Genomic DNA, 17,405 nt, shown 5'->3' with positions numbered 1-17,405 from the left:
CCCCCCCCCCCCCCCCCCCCCCCCCCCCCCCCCCCCCGCCCCTCTTTAAGAGGGGCTACCGGGGAGGGAGCCGCCCCTATGGGAGATTCAAGGTCGATCAGACGATGTGGCTCTTCTGAACGTAGACAGGGAAGCTCTTGGTGCCGCTCAGCTTCTTGTCGGCGGTGATGCGGACGTTCTTGTCCGTCACGACGCAGTCAAGCTCGACGCCAGCCTCCACCACGGTGTCCTGCATCAGGACGCAGTTCTTGACGACGGCACCCTTCTTGACCTTGACACCGCGGAACAGCACACAGTTCTCGACGGTGCCCTCGATGACGCAGCCGTCGGCCAGCAGGGAGTTGCTGACGTTGGAGCCGGTGACATAGCGGGTGGGGTTGTCGTCGCGGATCTTGGTGTAGACGGGGCTCTTCTTGGGGAAGAGGGCGTTCAGGTTCTTCTCGTCGATGAGCTTCAGGTTCTCGTCGAAGTAGCTCTTCATGTCGCAGACATGGGCCACATAGCCGGTGTATTCCAGAGCATGGATGTTCAGGATGTTGACGTTGTGGGCCAGAATGTCGCGCTCAAAGTAGATGAGGCCGCGGGCAGCAGCGTCCTTGACCAGCTTGATGAGGGTCTGGCGCTCCATGACGTAGATGTTCAGGTCGAGGTTCTGCTTGCCGGGGCGGTAGTCGTTGAACAGCAGCTCAGTCACGCGGCCATCGGCATCGACGGTCAGGGTGTAGTTGTCGTTCTTGCGGCCCTCGGGGATCTCGGTCTTCTGGTAGGCCACGGTGACGTCTGCGCCGCTGGCCTGATGGGCAGCCAGCAGGGCATTGAAGTCATAGTTGATGGCGATGTTGGCATCGCTCATGACCACATAGCGCTCCTTCTGGTTCTCGAGGAAGCTCAGGATAGAGCCAAGAGCCTCGACGCGGCCCGAGTAGATGCGCACACCCTTCTCTGCAAAGGGCGGGACGATGTTCAGGCCGCCATGACGGCGGGCCATATCCCACTCGCGGCCGGTGCCCAGATGGTCCATCAGAGAGTGGTAGTTCTTACGCACCACGATGGACACGTTGGAGATGCCGCAGTTGGCCATGCTGGACAGGACAAAGTCCACCATGCGGTAACGGCCTGCGAAGGGGATCGAGGCCATTGCGCGCTCGGTCACAAGCTCAGGGACGGTATTATCATAGCTGTTGGGGAAAATGATGCCCAACGCATTGTTGTTCTGGCTCAGCATACTTCCTCGCCCTCCTTGACGGAATCAAATACTTTGGCGCCCTCTTTGACGGTAGCGCCTGCGCCGATGGTCAGACCGGTGCCGACATGTGCGATGGGGCCGTCGCCGCCGACCTTGGCACCTGCGCCCACCACGACGTTCTCAGCGAGGATGCAGCGCTTGACCACTGCGCCTGCCTTGACCACGACGCCATCCATCAGGACGGCATCCTTCACCGTTGCGCCCTCTTCCACCACGACGCCGGCGCTCAGGACAGAGTGCTCGACGCGGCCGTAGATCTGGCAGCCCTCGGTGATGAGGGAGTCCTGCACCACGGCGCGGGGGCCGATCTTCTGGGCGGGCAGCACGGGGTTGCGGCTGTAGATCTTCCACTTCTCGTCGAAGATGTCGATGCCGGAGTTCTCGGGGTCGAGGACCTCCATATTGGCTTCCCACAGGCTGTCGATGGTGCCCACGTCACGCCAGTAGCCGTTGAAGTGGTATGCATACATCTTGCGGCCATCCCGCAACAGCGCGGGGATGATGTTCATGCCGAAGTCGTTCTTGGAGTTGGGGTCTGCCTCGTCCTCTTCCAGATACTTCTTGAGGACGTCCCAGTTGAAGATGTAGATGCCCATGGAAGCCAGATTGGACTTCGGGACAGGGGGCTTCTCCTGGAACTCGGTGATCTTGTCGTCCTCGTCTGCGACCATCAGGCCGAAGCGGGATGCTTCCTTCCAATCGACCTCCATGACGGCCACAGAGAACTCTGCGCCCTTCTCCTTGTGGAAGCGGAGGAAGTCGGCGTAGTCCTGCTTGCAGATCTGGTCGCCGGACAGGATGATGACGTACTCCGGGTCATAGCTGTCGATGAAGCTGATATTCTGGTAGATGGCGTTTGCGGTGCCCTTGTACCAGTCGGTGCCCTTTGCCTGCTCATAAGGAGGCAGGGTGTGGACGCCGCCGTACAGACGGTCGAGGTCCCAAGGCTGGCCGTTGCCGATGTACTCGTTCAGCTTCTGGGGCTGATACTGGGTCGCAATACCAACGGTATCGATGCTGGAGTTTACGCAGTTGGACAGCGGGAAGTCCACGATGCGGTATTTGCCGCCGAAGGACACCGCCGGTTTTGCCGTTTTCTGTGTCAGCGCGTACAAGCGCGAGCCACGTCCGCCGGCAAGGATCATTGCCACGATTTCTTTAGCCATAGCTTTATTCTCCCCTTTAAACATTTCCTGATATTTGGTGGAAATGGTTCAACAATGTTGGTCGGTCCGTCTGCCTTATTTTTCGGCCTTATCCGCCTTTTTGGCGCGGGGCTTGCGGGCAGGCTTTGCCTCCTCTGCCTTCTCGGCCTTGGGCTTCCGGCCCCGCTTTGCCGGGGCCTTTTCCTCTGCCGGGGCGGCCTCGGTCTTGGGCTTGCGGCCCCGCTTGGCAGGAGCTTTCTCTTCTGCCGCCGGGGCTGCCTTGGGCTTGCGGGTGCGCTTGGCAGGGGTCTTCTCCTCTGCCTTTTCGGCCTTGGCGGTCTTCGCGGTCTTCTTGGATGCGGCCTTTTCGGTCTTGGCCTCAGCCTTGTCCTCCGCCGTCTTGCGGGTGCGCTTTGCAGGCACCTCAAAGTAGAGCACGCTCATGGGGGGCAGCGTGATGGTGATGCTCTGCTCGAAGCCATGGAGCGGCTTCTTCTTGGAGCGGACAGCCTTGTTGTGGACGCTGCCGGAGCCGCCGAACGCCTCGTCGTCGCTGTTCAGGATCTCCTTGTAGGTGCCGGAGTTCGGTGCGCCCAGCGTATAGCCCTCGCGCAGGACGGGGTTGAAGTTGCAGACCACGAGGATCTGCTTGCCGCTGGCGTCCTTGCGCAGGAAGGCCACGACGCTCTGCCGCGAGTCGTCGGGGACGATCCACTGGAAGCCCTCCCAGCTGTAATCGATCTGCCAGAAGGCGGGATTGTCCTTGTAGAATTTATTCAGGGTCTTGACGTAGGTCTGCAGCTCGGTGTGCTTGTCGTAGCCCAGCAGCATCCAGTCCAGCGGCTTGGCCTCGTTCCACTCGGTGAACTGGCCGAACTCCTGACCCATGAACAGCAGCTTCTTGCCGGGGTGTGCCATCATGTAGCCGAAGAAGGTGCGCAGGTTTGCGAACTTGGCCTCATAATCTCCGGGCATCTTGTTGATGAGGCTCCCCTTGCCGTGGACGACCTCGTCGTGGCTGATGGGCAGCACGAAGTTCTCGCTGAAGGCATAGAAGAAGCTGAAGGTGACTTTGTTGTGGTTGCCTGCGCGGAAGAGCGGGTCGGTCTTCATGTAGCTGAGCATATCGTTCATCCAGCCCATGTTCCACTTGAAGTTGAAGCCGAGGCCGCCGTCCGAAGCAGGCTTTGTGACCATCGGCCATGCGGTGGACTCCTCCGCGATCATGTACTTGTGGGGGTGGCGGCCCAGAACCGTGTTGTTGAGCTTCTGCAGGAAGGCCACGGCCTCAAGGTTCTCCTTGCCGCCGTTCTTGTTCGGCTCCCACTCGCCCTGCTTGCGGTTGTAGTCCAGATAGAGCATGGAGGCCACGGCATCCACCCGCAGGCCGTCGATGTGGTACTGCTCCAGCCAGTAGAGGGCGCTGGAGATGAGGAAGCTCTGCACCTCGCTGCGGCCGAAGTCGAACACCATCGTGCCCCACTCCTTGTGCTCGCCGCGCTTGGGGTTCGGGTCCTCATAGCAGGCCTCGCCGTCGAAGTTGTACAGGCCGAACTGGTCTTTCGGGAAGTGGGCCGGCACCCAGTCCATGATGACGCCGATGCCCGCCTCGTGCATCTTATCCACAAAGGCCATCAGGTCCTTCGGGGTGCCGTAGCGGCTGGTGGGGGCAAAGTAGCCCGTCACCTGATAGCCCCAGCTGCCGTCGAAAGGATACTCCATGACGGGCAGCAGCTCGACGTGGGTGTAGCCCATCTCGGTGATGTAGGGGATCAGCTCGTCGGCCAGCTCGGAGTAGTTGTAGGGCAGGCCGCCCTCCTTCATCTTCCAGCTGCCGGCGTGCATCTCGTAGATGTTCATCGGCCCGTTGATAACGTCCATCTTCTTCTGGGCGCTCTGCCATGCCGTATCGTGCCAGACAAAACCGTTCAGGTCATAGACCTTGCTGCCGTTCGAGGGGCGGGTCTCGGCGTGGAACGCATAGGGGTCGGCCTTGTAGACGAGATCGCCCGAACGGGTGGTCACGCAGTATTTGTATACGTCATATTCCTTCATGCCCGGGATGAACAGCTCCCATACGGAATCGCCGTCCACCTTGCGCATCGGGTGGCTGCCCGGTTTCCAACTATTGAAATCACCTACCACGCTGATGGCCGTCGCGTGCGGTGCCCAGACGCGGAACACCACGCCCGTCTCCCCGGCCCGCTGCTCGATGTGTGCGCCAAAATAGCGGTATGCTTCACAGTTGTTGCCCTGCTTGAACAAATACACCGGAAGATCCGATGGATTGCTGTGGGTCTTTTCCTCAGTCGGTTTCATAAACAGCTCCTCCCCGCACAGGCCGCATGGGCAGCGCTGTGCCTTTTACTCTCTTATATTAAAGAATTTCGTCGGATTTTTCAAGGGTTTTCTTGGAAAATATACCATAATCTTTTCGTTGATATTTTTCTTATATATACAACATCTCCAATTTTAGACAAGAATTATCAGCAAACATGACAGATTCCGGGCAAAAAAGAAGCATCCGCCCCGGTTTTCGCGCATTTGGCACAAAAACAGAGCGGATGCTTTTCCATTCTTTTACTTCAGTTTTTCTCTAGGCCCATCAGCCCACGACATAGACGTTGACGTTGATGGCGCCGTTGATGACCGACTCCGCGTAGGTCTCGTAGAACAGGTCCACGAGGATGCGGCCATCCTGCACGGCGATGCCGGTGTCCGTGGCCACAGCGTAGCCATAGACGAAGCTGCCGTCGGTGGAAGTGATATACAGCAGGGTGCCGTAGGGGATGACACTGGGGTCAACGGCCACGGTGCCGTACCCCAGACCCAGACCGGAGGAGCCTTTGCCGGACTTGGAATAGTAGCCGGTGGCCTTGCCGGTGAGGACTTTGCTGTAGCTGGCGGGGGCGTTGGTGGTGCCGTCCGGGCCGGTCAGGGGCGAGACGGGCGCACCTGCGCCGTAGGTCTTGACCACATGGTCGGTCGGCTCCACGGTGGTGGTCACATCGGTGACGACGCTGTTCTCCAGCTCCCCATCCACCCAGCGCTCGCGGGTAGTGACGGTCTGCTGGCCCTCCGCGCCGTGCTGCATCGTGGTGGCGCGGCCGGTGTTGCGGAAGTAGAGGCTGGTGTAGACATATTCGGTGTCATAGGGGACGGCCTGCGTCTCCACCTTATCCTGATACTCGACACGGTGGACTTCGATCTTGCTGCCCGCCGTGACGCGCGCACTCAGCGCCGGCTCGGTGTAGTCGTCCGCATCCAGCGTGATGCCGGCGCGTTCCAGCGCGTCGGCCACCGTGCCCATCACCATCCGGACGGGGTATTCCTGCCCGTCTGCCTCGATGGTGACGCTGAAGGCACGCTCGATGTTCAGGGATGCCAGACTGCCGGCGAAGGCAGTGTAGTAGACTTCGTCTCCCTCCTCGGCCTCGATGCCGGAAAGGCTCATAACGCGGGCGGGGTCGCTCTCAGAAGTGAGGACCACCTGCCGCGCACCGTGGGAGTCTGTGACGTAGGTCAGCCGCAGATTCGCGGCGGTCACGGCCAGCGTGAACAGAAGGCACACAGCCATGACGCAGAACGCCAGCACACGGGACGAGGCTGCACGGGTGCAGCCAGACAATGCTTTTTTAAATTTGACGGAAGCGATACGAGACAACTCCTCTCTTTTCAGATTTTGGAATGGACAGCGGGCCTGTATCTCAAGGCCCGCCAAACTGTGCGCAGTTACCCCGCACAGCGGGCGCCGCAAATGCGGCTTTTCACTTCACCGTGATGAATTTTATGCGCTGCAACGTGTGTTGAGCGGACGTTATTTTAGCAGACCGGAGCCGTTTTGTCAAATCGGGGGCCTCGGGTTTGATAATTGCTTCACATAGTTTTTTGTGCAATCTGTACATAGTTTTCACTCGATTTCATGAAATTCAATGGTTTCTCTCCGATTTTTTCGCAATTTTCGGCTCTTATCCGTTCATATATTTTTAACATTTCCACCGCGCTTTCCGGGCCGTTTTTTGCAGTATCGCAGAGCATCTTTGCGGCGTCAAACCGGCCTTGACAGGCCCATTTCCGACACAAATTACGGGCTGTTTTTCCCTTATTTTCCGGCCAGAAACAGGGGGTAATTTCTCCCCGAAAATGCCGTTTGGCAAAATGCCGAACCCACCAAATTCCAAATAAAAAAGTGTACTCTCCCACGCCTTGCCGCTCTGCGCTACAATCAGGCCAGATGCAAAACCAAACGAAAGGAGTTTTCACCATGCAGATCAACATTACTGCCCGGGACTTCGGCGGCACCGAATTTCTCGCCCAGCCCCACCGGCTGCATCTGGGCGCGCAGAAGGCCGAAGGCGTGGACTGGCTGGAGTTTGCCCTGCCCCGGCAGTGGGCCGGGTGCATCGTCACCCTCCACATCCGCCACGCCGACGGCACACTGGCCGAGCCTTTGGAGCTGGACGAAGCGGGCCGCGTCCGGGTGGGCCGCAGCTTCACCGGCTGGGCCAGCGGCGAGTGGATGCTGGCCGCCGCCAACGGCGAGGGCTACACCGCCTACACCCGGCCCGGCCAGTACGATGTCCACGACATCCTCCCCACCGAGGGCGGGGGCGAGGAGCTGACGCCCTCGGTCTACGAGCAGTTCATCGCCCGGGTGGTCGCCAGCGCCAACGCCGCCGCCGAGGCCGCCAAGCGGGCGGCCTCCGGCGAGGAGAACGCCAAGCAGAGCGCCAGCGAGGCGGCAGCCTCGGCCCAGCAGACCGCCGCCAGCGCCACACTGGCCGCAGGCTATGCCGAACAGGCAGAGGCCGCTGCCGAGCGTGCGGCCTCCTACGCGCCCAGCGAGGGCGCTGTCCTGAGCGTCAACGGCAGGAGCGGCGCGGTCCGGCTGAACGCGCTGGACGTCTGGGCGACGCCCCGCCCCGTCCTGCCGCAGGCGGGCCAGCTGGTGCGGGTGGTGAAGGTGGATGCCGCCACCGGCGCACTGACCACCGACACCGTGAGCGCCGACCGCCTCAGCGGGCTGGGCAGCGAGGAAAAAGCCCTTCTGCTCAAGCTGCTGGACGCCGCCCACGCCCCTGCCTGAGCCGGACATCATCCCCGTCCAGAAGGTGGCTCTGAGCCAGCACACTCTGGAGCTGCCCCGGCTCAGCTCCGCCGACCTCAGCGTCTCCATCACGCCCCCGGACGCCACCGACCAGACGGTGCTCTGGAGCGCTTCGCCGGAGGGCGTCGTCTCGGTGGAGGCAGGCCGCGTCACCGGCCTCAAGAAGGGCACCGCCGTCGTCACCGCCGTCTCCGACACCAAGAGCGACAGCTGCACCGTCACCGTGACCCCCGCCGTCTACCGCATCGAGACGGCCCACGACGCCAGCGGCAGCATCCCCGCGTGGGACGCCGCTCCCTCCCACGCCGAGTTTTCCATGCCCCTGACCGCCAAAAAGTCCGGTCTCCTGCTCCGCGCGCTGGAATTCCGCATCAAAGGCTTTGTGGCCGGAAAGATGCGGGCCATCCTGCGCCGGTACGGCTCCACCACCCCGCTGGTGGACCTCTCGCTGGAACTCATCCGAGGCTACAACGATGTCGTCCTCGACATGGGCGGTTTTCCGCTGGAAAAAGGCGTGGAGTATCAGCTGTACCTGTCCGCCGTCAACAACTTCTATCCGCCCTCGGTGGAGGCCGGGTGGGTGGAGGAAAACGACTTCATCGACATCGCCCACGGCAGCTCCTACTACGACGGCGACACCACCCTCATCTTCGCGGGCACTGTCGTGCTGCGGGAAGCCGACTGACAACAACACACATATCATGAAATCAGAAAGAGAGGTACTCCCTATGACTCATCACAACATCTCCGCATCCACTCTGGCCCGCACCGCTGCGCTGGCTCTGGCCCTGACCAATCAGGTTCTCAGCGCCGTGGGCAAGCCCATCCTGCCCATCGAGAGCGCCCAGCTGGAGCAGCTCATTTCCAGCGGCCTCACCGTCGCCGCCGCCCTCGCCAGCTGGTGGAACAACAACAGCTTTACCCCCGAGGCCATCGAAGCCGACGACTTCATGACCCGCCTCAAGCAGCAGAAACGCTGAAAACGCAGCAGCGCCCCGGAGCGGTCGGCCCCGGGGCGCTGCTTTTTTATTGGAGAAAGTTATCCCATCCGAAAATGATCAGGTTCGGGAGCCGCTGCCCGTGCCGCTGTCCAGACACTTTGCAAAGACGACCATGTAGTCTTCGGCCTTTTCCTGCGTGTCGGTCAGCTTGGTATCGTTCATGACATCAAAGCCGACTTTCAGCGTGTCGTTGCCATCTTCATCCTTTTCGATGCATCTATTAAGACTATAACTATAAAGAATCGCATCAGCCGGATAACCCCATTTTGTGGAATCCTTTGCATTTTGGGGCATCTTGAGAACGATAACCCGATAATCAGTTTCTTTATAGGTCACACTTGTACTGATGTCAGAAGAGCCTTCCGTCTTCCGCAGCTCATCTATGTCCCAAGCTTTTCCCTTTTCGTTCTTAAAAGCCTTGAATATGCCGCTGGCCTTCTTGCTCAAGCTGTCGCTCTCAGAGACCTTGACTTGATACAAATCGCCCACTGTCTGCAATGCCTTCAGCATCGCATTCTCTTTCGCGGCATCCCCGAGGGCACAGCCGGTCAGCAGGGACAGTGCCATCACACCAGCCAGTGCGGCGGCCGCGAGCTTCCTGAACAGTTTCATGGAAAATTCCTCCTTTATCTGCGTTTTCGTCCGTTGTGGACTGCCTTTTTCGGGCAGTCTCTCTTGTCCGCATTCTACACTTTCTGACCAAACACTGTCAATATTTTTCCGCAGATTCGGAGTTGCGCACAGTTCTCCAAGATTTTCTTTGGCATTTTGACGAAAGCAGAAGCTTTTCGACTCTATTCGTCGCAACTGTGAGGCGTTTTACATAACAATAATACCACTGCCATCATCTTCAGTTACTTGCTTTGTCAGAAAAATGATATATGTTTCGCCCTTCTGGTCATCACTCATCTTGTAATTATGGAGAATTTCAATATACACTCCCAAGTTTCGATCATCTGCGCTACCCCAGAAGCGCCACATCGCCGGCAGCATCTGCGTGCATATATTTTTCCAGTCAATCGTTCCTTTCGGCAACGTGCAGACAGCCGCTCCATAAAGATTATAATCTTCATCATAAAGCTCGATAAAGTAGTCTTGTGCATTCTTTCCACTATTCACATCGTAAACTCTGCCATTTTCTGCTTTGAACAATGCAAGGATCTTGTCGCGTTCGGATGCCAGTTCTTTATTCTCATAGATTCTTGTGTTTCCTTCGGCATCTTCCACCTTATGTGCTTCACCGGCCTGAGTCATCGCATTCAAAACATCCTTCACGATTTTTGCATCACTCTTACCGCATCCCGTCAGGACAGACAGTACCAGAGCTCCCGCCAGAAGCAGGGCCGCAAACTTCTTGAGCTTCTTCATAAGACATCTTCCTTTCGCTTCGTAATATTGGCGTTTCGGGTGCCATTCCCTTCGCACCTCCATCATACCATGTTACCCCCCCCCGGCAATCTTCATTCACGCAGGTTTCACCCCCATTCACGCAGGAAGTGAAAAGACAATCGCTGATTTTTATGGAACTTCCACAAAGCAAAGCTCTCTCTTCGCCTCTCTTATTTTTGAAGAATGAACCACTCAGACGTTCTGCTGAACGTCCTCTGCTGCCACATAGCCCTCCTGCACGCTGATGACAGCGGCGTGGGTATCAGCGGCCTTTGCAGATGCCTTCGGGAAAAGGCCCGTATAGATGGTCATGCCTGCCATCATCAGAACAGCCAGTGCAAGACCGACCAGACGAATCATCAGACTATCAACATTCTCGTTCATGATACCTTCTCCTTTTCCTCTTTTGCGGCCCGGCAGACACCTTTCTGCCGTGGTCCCACATTCCAGTTTTCTTCGCTGCGGACCCCCTCTATCGGCCCGCAGCGAGGCATTTCCCAAGACATTCCAAAGAAAAAAGCCTAGGGTGAACACACCCCAGGCTCCATTGTCTGTCTACTGGCTATAATAGCCTCTTTTTTCGCTTTTGTCAAGAGAGGGAAGGAAGGAAGTTCGATTTTTCTCTTTTGCCCCGCTTCGACAAGGTCTGCGTTCCTTTTGCTGCTGTGTTATACTGGTATCGCTGCCCTTCTCCAAACTGGCATCAGAGAGGAGGTGAGCGCCATGAGTTCACTTATCTGCAACTTCCTCGTAACTGTCGGAGCAAATGTAGTTTCGTACTACATCTGCAAGTGGCTTGACAGCTACCGCAAGGGTAAGTAAGCCCAAAAGAACCCCCTCGGAACGCAACTCCGAGGGGGTTCGCTTTTTGTGAACGTCATGAGCTCACCAGTCAACTTCCTTTGACTACCTTCATTATATGCCAAACAGCAAAAATATCAAGCCATCTGGAAAAAAGTTTACTTTTACGGACATGACAGCCCTACTAAAACCGCATCTCCGGGCAGTCTTCCCCGGGTTGCGGTTCCCAGCGTCTATTTCGGCCCTTGAGCGGGCCTCATATCCTGCTGGCCGCAGCCCCAACAGCTCCTTCCTGTTTCCGCCGCTGGCGGCGGTCGTCGCTGTTGCACTTGCTGAACTGGGGTGCATCGCTGGGGCGGCCCCGCCGCCCACGCGATGCTTGAGCAACGATTTGAAACGCGCGTCTGTCTCGCCCCTTCGGGGCAACCGACAGACCTGCGCAGTCGTGCCCCCCAGTCCAGCAGGAAAAGCACCTAACAAACAAAAACGGCTCTGCCGAAGCAGAGCCGTAAAATCGCAGTATCGGTAAAATCAGCGCTTGCTGAACTGGGGTGCACGACGTGCAGCCTTCAGACCGTATTGCGCGAGTTTTTGAGCTGTTTTCCCTTGATACTCCGGGCTTTTCCGGCTTTCTGCCTCTCAGTTATCCGGTGTGCGGACCATAAAAAACGGTCTTTTTTCATTCAGCAATAGCCTGCTGAAACGCACCATTTACTACCCCAAACAGCTCCTCTGGTTTATTGTACTTCACTTTTGCATAGATGTCCATAGTTGTTTTGCTGTTTTCGTGTCCGGCAAGGTATTGGACGGTCTTTGGATCAACACCAGCATAGAGAAGATTGGTAATGTAAGTGTGCCGCAGCTGATGCGGGGTTACATCAAAGTCCAGCGTATATCTGATTTTGGGTTGATTTTTCTGGGTCATGCCCAGCGTTGGGGTAACCGTGTATTTGATGCTCTGCCCATTCACATACTTATAATAGTTCCGGGGCTTAGTGGAGCGGACAACGACATACTGCCACACTCTTTGAAACTGCGAAGCAGCCAGCGGCTCCCCTTTGCTGTCAGCAATCACATAATCTGATATGGAATTTTCTTTCGTTTCTCTCAGACAATCCACCAAACACTTCGGTATCGGAATATCCCTTTTTGCCGCCGGAGTCTTTAGCACCGTAGAAATCACGGGTCTGTTATGCTCTGTACGCCATGCCCGCCTCACCGATAGATAAGGTGTATCCTCGTCCAGAAATACACAATCCCATTGCAGTGCAAGAATTTCTTCCCGACGCAGACCGGAATACAAACCGAGCATAATAAACAAATATGGAGGAAGTCCCTTGACTGTATCCAGAAGCACGGCTACCTGCTGATCTGTCAATGCTTCCTTCTTTTTTGTCGGTTTTCCGCCTTTACCGGATATTCCCGCACAGGGATTGTGTTCAAGAATTTGATTTCTCTCTGCCGCATAAAAAATGCACTTGAGTAGCATATTGACCTTATTGTATAAGCCTTCCGATTTCTTTGACAATGGAACAAGCGCCAGCCGAATATCGTCAGCAGTCACTTCTTCCATATACATCTCTCCCAGAGGTTTGATGATATAGTTTGTCATATCCCTCGTATAACCTCTGAGTGTAGACGCAGACACCTTTGCCGACTGCATCAGCAGCCACTTCTCGCCATACTCGGCTACTGTCGGATGCTGCCGGTGAAAGATAATTTCTTCCACCTGCTTCCGGGCCTCTAACTGCTTCTCATACAATTCTTCACAAGTTGCGGCATACAAACTCAACTCTTTGCCATCTGCATCCGTAATCCTGGTTCTGTAATACTGGATTCCTTTCAATGTAATGGTCCCGTACTTCGGGATCTGTGTTTTCTTTTTTGCCATCTTTGATCGTCCTTTCTTGATAATGTGTAGTCTCCGTATCTACACTCTCTTTTTATCAGAAAGCCCCGATTTAATCAAAGATACGGCTGAGGTAAAACAAAGAGCGAGACATCCTTGCCTCGCTCCTTCTTCATTTCCTATTTGTTATTACTGTGCTGCATCCCAGCTTGCAAACGCACAGTTCATTGATCTGACCAGCTCATCTGGTCTGTTGTACTTAACCTTTGCATAAATGTCCATGGTAATCTTGCTGCTTTCATGGCCTGCCAGGTATTGAACCGTTTTGGGATCTACCGATGCATGAATGAGATTGGTAATGTAAGTATGCCGCAGCTGATGGGGTGTTACTTCAAAGTCCAGACTGTAAACCACTTTTCCGTTATGAGCAGCCTTTTCTCCCAAGACAGGTGTGACAGTATGCTTTACTCTTTTTCCATCTTCATACCGATAATAGCTCCGCTCCTTGACCGTCCTCGTAACAATATACTGCCAAAGTCGCTTAAACTGCGTGTAGGACAGCGGTTCGCCATCCCGGTTTGAAACCACGTACTCCGAAGTCGAAGTTTCCTTTGCTGCTTTCAAACACTCAGCCAAGCAAACAGGAAGGGGGATATTTCTCTCCGCAGCCTTGGTTTTCAATTCATCCGAAATCACCGGTCTGTTGTGTTCTGTATGCCATGCCCGCCTTACCGTCAGATATGGAGTATCCGTATCCAGATATACTGAATCCCATTGCAGAGCAAGAATTTCTTCCCGGCGCAGACCCGCATACAAACCGATCATGACAAAGACATAAGGCGGCAAATCTCGGATAGCATCCAAAAGTCGCTCCACCTGTTCATCTGTCAAAGCCTGACGCTCCTCTTGAGGAACACCGCCACCTTTTGTTGTCAGATAAATCGTTGGGTTATGGTCAATGATCCTGCTTTCCATCGCTGCGTGAAAGATAGACTTGTAAAGGATCACCACAGATTTATAAACCGATGCAGATTTCTTGGAAACCGGAACAAGGGCAAGTTGAATATCATCCAGACTAACCTCTCCCATCCGTTTATCTCCCAATTCCGCTATAATATGCCGCCTGACCTTTGAGGTGTAATCCGTCAAGGTAGTGGCTCGTACATGAACCGACTGCATCAGCAGCCACTTTTCACAATACTCTGCAACTGTGGGCGTTTTCCGATGAAAAGTAGCATTCTCAATCTGTTCCAACGCAAGCGTTTCTTTGTTATATAGTTCTTCAGGTGTTTTTGCGTAGATAGCTACGAGCTTACCATTCGCGTCTTTGATTCTGGTCCTATAATATAGGACACCTCTTTTCATGACTGTGCCATATTGAGGAAGTATTATTTTTCTATTTGCCAATTCCTCCACCTCCTAAGAATAATCTCCAGCGCTGTACCTTTGTTTTATCAGACCTCTCTGATTCCATCAAGGATACGGACCGGCTCACGATCTTCCGCTTCGAGGTTTACGGTAAGTTGCGCTTCTCTCAACTGGTTTTGCTCTGTGCGTGCATTTTGCGATATACTCCTGGAGACCTGCCGCAGTAAAATACACACAGCCATTCTGAACATACTGCACATAAGAGATCAAGCCGTTGTTACGGGCGGCATCCAGCGTTGCTATGCTGATTCCTAAGATTTCAGCAGCTTCTTTTCGTGTAATGAGCTTTTCCATAGACTATATTCCCTCCAATCTGTCAAGGTTATCATCGTGCTTTCAAAATCACATGAATACGCTGGCAGCCGAAACTGCCAGCGCATGGTATCTGATTTTGAATAGAAAGCGGCCACCCAAAAGAGCAGTCGCTTCCTATTTCAATATGACTCAATTCTCGTCACATTTGCCACGCAACCCTGACGATGGGAACATAACAGGTCTCCGCTGGCGCGGTTGTCATAACTCCGCGGCGTCGTTTTACTCGTGCGCCGCAGGGTTCCCCCCAAGTCTTTGGCGGGCCGTGAGGAAGTATCTTTAAGCCCCCATGCAGTCATCGCGCCGAATCTGCCACAATCCGTTTTATGAAATCGTAGATCGCTCCGAAGCAGTTCTTTCATCACCTCCCTGACTGCTCCATCTTCGCGGCGTTTCATATTCGCTCGTACATGGGTTATGTACCTGTTGTGCTGTCTATTCGATTGTCAATGTACTGATGAAGGAGGAAAACTTGTCCTTCTTATTAACACTGACAAAAAAGGCAAAAAACAGGCGTATCAAATGAAATTTTATCAAAAATATTTTACAAGCTGCTTTAATCCACGGCGGATACTGTCTCGGACACGGCTTGGGTCTACACCTTCTACTTCGGCAATTTTATTTACCGTCATTCCCAGATAGTATCGGGCATAAATCCTCTTTGCCTGTTTCTCCGGCAGCTTCATCACAGCGGCATAGACCTGCTCCTGAAACTGTTTTTCCTCCAGAACCATCTCCGGTGTCTGCGGCTTCAACAACACCGCATTTTCAATGCCATTCTCGCAATCCAGAGAATACTGTGCTTTATAACGATACATCTTTCGCTCATACGCAGCCTCCGCACGTTCAGCTGCTCGAATAGTCTCCATTACTTCCTCTGTCACATCTACAAAAAAGTCTGTTGTATAAACATCAGGATAAAGTTCCCGAAGGTTAATTTTCTTCATTATGTACCTCCATTTCGATTCACGGGTGATTGACGGGTGAATCGAATGGAGGTGGAGACCGACACCGGCAGACAACCGGGTCATCTCCGAAAAAATGGCAACAAAAAACGCCAGATTTCCGTGGGGGAAAACTGGCGCGCCAAGAACAGCCATTATTATACCGAATTACATAGAACGATAATGCCGATACAATATTATACTTGCCCGGAGGAGGAGCAATGCTTTTTTTAACTGATGTAGATCATGTGAGCTTTGAAAAAGCAAACGGGACACGGTAAATTAACCTCCAATCGGCTACCGTGTCCCTGCAAGTCGTCATTGGTTTGTGCAATCGCAAAGAAACGGCGGCTCTGAAAATCAAAGCCGCCGTTTCAAATGGGCGTGTTGATAGGCTGCTGTACGACGGCTTTTTTTCTTTTGCCGTCGTGCGGCAGCTTGTTCCTTTTGCGCTTATCTTAACAAGCAATCCTCACAGAAATGTCACTGACACACGCTATTTCGACAGAATAATGGGCTGAAATCTCACGAACCTGTGAGATTTGAAAAACCGGGAGAATAATCTCCCGGTTTTCATCGCAAATATTTAATTCTGCCGCAGTCTCTCTACAACGCTTTGCTTAACATTTTGCATGAAAGTTATGACGGGGGTTGCCAAGCAGACCAGCAAAACAATAGCTGCGACAACCAACAGAGAAATTACAGGATAGTGAAAAGCTGCATAAGGAACCATTCTTCTAAAGGCTGAGTATATTGGAATATATATCGCTGTTCCCAGTGTGGCAAGCAGTAGGAAAGAAATACTCCAATAATACACGCCTTCCCAAAGCAATACATTTCTAATTTGCTTTTTCGTCATTCCTATACTTTCAAGTGTTGCAAATTCATGTTTCCGAGTATTTACACTAACAACCATTGTGTTAATGAAATTCATAATTCCTATCAGCAAAAATACAGCGGACAACCCTGCGGCTATAATCCTTGAGGTCAGCAAATATCCGGCCATTTCTTGCTGCTTTTCATATCGTGACAGAATCGTAATGCCCGGTGACGAAGCAGTAATGGATTGAAGCTGCTCCATAATCCCTTTGTCATAACTGCTATCAATCGTATCAAAAGCAATCCGAAAGATTTTGGTTTCTCCAGACAACTTCTCTATTGCCTGCTTACTGATATACAAATCAGGGGCAGTACCTCTCTCATTTCCTCGACCACTCTGAAAATCAGCGTCCAGAAAGCCAGTTGCCACTGTAAAGACCTGTTCCCCGGACTCACCGACAACGGTGATTGCTTGCCCTGGCTGAATCAATAGGTTTCCCTCATCATCCGTCATAGCGGACAAAACCACCAACTCTCCCTTTTCAAAGGCGGTTAAGTCAATAGGCTTATCAAGCGTTTTATTAAGTTCTTCGATATATCTGGAATCTATTCCGTAAACGCCGCTCCAAAAATTATCTGTATAGTTTTTTCGTGTTTCCGCATTTGAAAAATCAAGACCTGATACGCCATCCAAGGAATCAATATATTTCCCGAATACATTTTCGTCGTAAATGACATCCATAGTGGGCCACGGTGAAGCAGAATAAGTGACGCGCAGATTTTCAATTCCCTGCATTGTTTCAATTTGCTGCAACATTTCATCAGAGAGCAGGTTTCCTTCTTCGGAAATGCTGTAAGTCAATGCGAAATCACTTTCTCCCCATTGATTTACAAAATTGTCGGGACTTAGGCTTGATAGTAGACCAGCAGAAACCAAAAACAATATTAAGCCTAAAAATAAGGACGCAAAAGTAAGGAAAGCGCTTTTAGGGTTTCTAAAAATATTATCTCGTGCCATCCGAGATAATTTTGTTCTATGGCTCTTATGATCTCGGTAACTCCTTGTATTTGCCTCCGTATAGCGTGAAGCCGCAACAGGAGAAATACTTGCAGCTATTTTCGCTGGTTTCATGCTGCCGATGATTGCAGTAAAAAATGTGAAGATTGCGGCACCCGCAAAAATAATGGGGGAAAAGGACACTATCTCCCCAAGGTCTGTATCGCTTGAGTACATCATATTCATGGCAAACGGAACAAGTCCAAGCGAAACAATACCACCGACAATCAGGCCGCTGGGAATACCGATCACCGCCGTTCTGAATATTTGAGAACGCACGATCCGCTTGATTTGTCTTTTTGTCGTG

At 53.5% G+C, this 17,405-nt stretch carries 17 protein-coding genes; 4 read left to right on the top strand and 13 right to left on the bottom strand.

Going from position 1 to position 17,405, the window contains the following annotated elements:
* Positions 1–97: 97 nt before the first annotated feature.
* The 5 genes from glgD to LKD23_RS02420 all read right to left on the bottom strand — a co-directional run bounded on the left by glgD (position 98) and on the right by LKD23_RS02420 (position 6,669).
* Complete coding sequence (glgD, locus tag LKD23_RS02440) at positions 98–1,225, bottom strand: glucose-1-phosphate adenylyltransferase subunit GlgD (protein ID WP_227620189.1); 1,128 nt, start codon at positions 1,223–1,225, stop codon at positions 98–100.
* Complete coding sequence (locus tag LKD23_RS02435) at positions 1,219–2,412, bottom strand: glucose-1-phosphate adenylyltransferase (RefSeq protein ID WP_227620188.1); 1,194 nt, start codon at positions 2,410–2,412, stop codon at positions 1,219–1,221. Before LKD23_RS02435 ends, glgD begins: the two co-directional genes overlap by 7 nt.
* A gap of 75 nt (positions 2,413–2,487) precedes the next feature.
* On the bottom strand, positions 2,488–4,710 hold the full coding sequence (gene glgB / locus LKD23_RS02430) for a 1,4-alpha-glucan branching protein GlgB (protein WP_227620187.1): 2,223 nt from the start codon (positions 4,708–4,710) through the stop codon (positions 2,488–2,490).
* Positions 4,711–4,996: 286 nt separating this feature from the next.
* Positions 4,997–6,019, bottom strand: coding sequence for a resuscitation-promoting factor (locus tag LKD23_RS02425; protein ID WP_227620186.1), 1,023 nt, complete (start codon positions 6,017–6,019; stop codon positions 4,997–4,999).
* Between the two features lie 248 nt (positions 6,020–6,267).
* The gene (locus LKD23_RS02420; protein WP_227620185.1) at positions 6,268–6,669 is read right to left on the bottom strand and encodes a hypothetical protein; all 402 of its coding nucleotides are present in this window, start codon (positions 6,667–6,669) and stop codon (positions 6,268–6,270) included.
* Between LKD23_RS02420 and LKD23_RS02415 the strand changes: the two genes are divergently transcribed.
* From LKD23_RS02415 to LKD23_RS02405, 3 genes are read left to right on the top strand one after another with little or no spacing between them, the layout of a single operon-like run.
* Positions 6,656–7,477 (top strand): hypothetical protein, encoded by an 822-nt coding sequence (locus LKD23_RS02415; protein WP_227620184.1) that lies wholly within the window; start codon positions 6,656–6,658, stop codon positions 7,475–7,477. The genes LKD23_RS02420 and LKD23_RS02415 overlap by 14 nt on opposite strands.
* A gap of 25 nt (positions 7,478–7,502) precedes the next feature.
* Entirely contained in the window at positions 7,503–8,183 is a 681-nt protein-coding gene (locus LKD23_RS02410) for an Ig-like domain-containing protein (protein ID WP_227620183.1), read from the top strand.
* A 43-nt stretch (positions 8,184–8,226) separates the two neighbouring features.
* Positions 8,227–8,478 (top strand): phage holin, encoded by a 252-nt coding sequence (locus tag LKD23_RS02405; RefSeq protein WP_227620182.1) that lies wholly within the window; start codon positions 8,227–8,229, stop codon positions 8,476–8,478.
* Positions 8,479–8,556: 78 nt separating this feature from the next.
* On the opposite strand, the gene LKD23_RS02400 is transcribed toward LKD23_RS02405, so the two are convergent.
* From LKD23_RS02400 to LKD23_RS02370, 7 genes are all read right to left on the bottom strand, one after another.
* Positions 8,557–9,111 carry a hypothetical protein gene (locus tag LKD23_RS02400; protein ID WP_227620181.1) on the bottom strand — a complete coding sequence of 185 codons (555 nt, stop codon included), beginning with the start codon at positions 9,109–9,111 and terminating at the stop codon, positions 8,557–8,559.
* A 207-nt stretch (positions 9,112–9,318) separates the two neighbouring features.
* The gene (locus LKD23_RS02395; protein WP_227620180.1) at positions 9,319–9,867 is read right to left on the bottom strand and encodes a hypothetical protein; all 549 of its coding nucleotides are present in this window, start codon (positions 9,865–9,867) and stop codon (positions 9,319–9,321) included.
* Between the two features lie 213 nt (positions 9,868–10,080).
* A complete protein-coding gene (locus LKD23_RS02390) occupies positions 10,081–10,272 on the bottom strand; it encodes a hypothetical protein (RefSeq protein ID WP_227620179.1) in 192 nt (63 codons plus the stop codon).
* Between the two features lie 1,096 nt (positions 10,273–11,368).
* On the bottom strand, positions 11,369–12,580 hold the full coding sequence (locus LKD23_RS02385; RefSeq protein WP_007882176.1) for a tyrosine-type recombinase/integrase: 1,212 nt from the start codon (positions 12,578–12,580) through the stop codon (positions 11,369–11,371).
* 147 nt (positions 12,581–12,727) lie between these two features.
* Positions 12,728–13,945, bottom strand: coding sequence for a tyrosine-type recombinase/integrase (locus LKD23_RS02380; RefSeq protein ID WP_227620178.1), 1,218 nt, complete (start codon positions 13,943–13,945; stop codon positions 12,728–12,730).
* Between the two features lie 84 nt (positions 13,946–14,029).
* Positions 14,030–14,260, bottom strand: a complete 231-nt coding sequence (locus LKD23_RS02375; protein WP_009321998.1) for a helix-turn-helix domain-containing protein — start codon at positions 14,258–14,260, stop codon at positions 14,030–14,032.
* Positions 14,261–14,811: 551 nt separating this feature from the next.
* The gene (locus LKD23_RS02370; protein ID WP_015516006.1) at positions 14,812–15,225 is read right to left on the bottom strand and encodes a sigma-70 family RNA polymerase sigma factor; all 414 of its coding nucleotides are present in this window, start codon (positions 15,223–15,225) and stop codon (positions 14,812–14,814) included.
* A gap of 299 nt (positions 15,226–15,524) precedes the next feature.
* Here LKD23_RS02370 and LKD23_RS02365 point away from each other — a divergent pair, with 299 nt between their 5' ends.
* Positions 15,525–15,743 carry a hypothetical protein gene (locus LKD23_RS02365; protein ID WP_227620177.1) on the top strand — a complete coding sequence of 73 codons (219 nt, stop codon included), beginning with the start codon at positions 15,525–15,527 and terminating at the stop codon, positions 15,741–15,743.
* A 65-nt stretch (positions 15,744–15,808) separates the two neighbouring features.
* Here LKD23_RS02365 and LKD23_RS12950 read toward each other — a convergent pair whose 3' ends face one another.
* Positions 15,809–17,377 carry an ABC transporter permease gene (locus LKD23_RS12950; protein WP_227620176.1) on the bottom strand — a complete coding sequence of 523 codons (1,569 nt, stop codon included), beginning with the start codon at positions 17,375–17,377 and terminating at the stop codon, positions 15,809–15,811.
* Between the last annotated feature and the right edge of the window lie 28 nt (positions 17,378–17,405).

It is taken from the genome of Faecalibacterium butyricigenerans, assembly GCF_020687345.1.
GTDB lineage: Bacteria > Bacillota > Clostridia > Oscillospirales > Ruminococcaceae > Faecalibacterium > Faecalibacterium butyricigenerans.
Note: the sequence above shows the minus strand (reverse complement) of the source record. Positions and strands in the feature narration are given on the sequence as shown.

What these genes read in the sequence shown, in the direction of transcription:
- glgD (WP_227620189.1), bottom strand. Translation starts at nt 1,225, where the DNA reads ATGCTGAGCCAGAACAACAATGCGTTGGGCATCATTTTCCCCAACAGC.
- LKD23_RS02435 (WP_227620188.1), bottom strand. Translation starts at nt 2,412, where the DNA reads ATGGCTAAAGAAATCGTGGCAATGATCCTTGCCGGCGGACGTGGCTCG.
- glgB (WP_227620187.1), bottom strand. Translation starts at nt 4,710, where the DNA reads ATGAAACCGACTGAGGAAAAGACCCACAGCAATCCATCGGATCTTCCG.
- LKD23_RS02415 (WP_227620184.1), top strand. Translation starts at nt 6,656, where the DNA reads ATGCAGATCAACATTACTGCCCGGGACTTCGGCGGCACCGAATTTCTC.
- LKD23_RS02420 (WP_227620185.1), bottom strand. Translation starts at nt 6,669, where the DNA reads ATGTTGATCTGCATGGTGAAAACTCCTTTCGTTTGGTTTTGCATCTGG.
- LKD23_RS02405 (WP_227620182.1), top strand. Translation starts at nt 8,227, where the DNA reads ATGACTCATCACAACATCTCCGCATCCACTCTGGCCCGCACCGCTGCG.
- LKD23_RS02400 (WP_227620181.1), bottom strand. Translation starts at nt 9,111, where the DNA reads ATGAAACTGTTCAGGAAGCTCGCGGCCGCCGCACTGGCTGGTGTGATG.
- LKD23_RS02395 (WP_227620180.1), bottom strand. Translation starts at nt 9,867, where the DNA reads ATGAAGAAGCTCAAGAAGTTTGCGGCCCTGCTTCTGGCGGGAGCTCTG.
- LKD23_RS02390 (WP_227620179.1), bottom strand. Translation starts at nt 10,272, where the DNA reads ATGAACGAGAATGTTGATAGTCTGATGATTCGTCTGGTCGGTCTTGCA.
- LKD23_RS02385 (WP_007882176.1), bottom strand. Translation starts at nt 12,580, where the DNA reads ATGGCAAAAAAGAAAACACAGATCCCGAAGTACGGGACCATTACATTG.
- LKD23_RS02375 (WP_009321998.1), bottom strand. Translation starts at nt 14,260, where the DNA reads ATGGAAAAGCTCATTACACGAAAAGAAGCTGCTGAAATCTTAGGAATC.
- LKD23_RS02370 (WP_015516006.1), bottom strand. Translation starts at nt 15,225, where the DNA reads ATGAAGAAAATTAACCTTCGGGAACTTTATCCTGATGTTTATACAACA.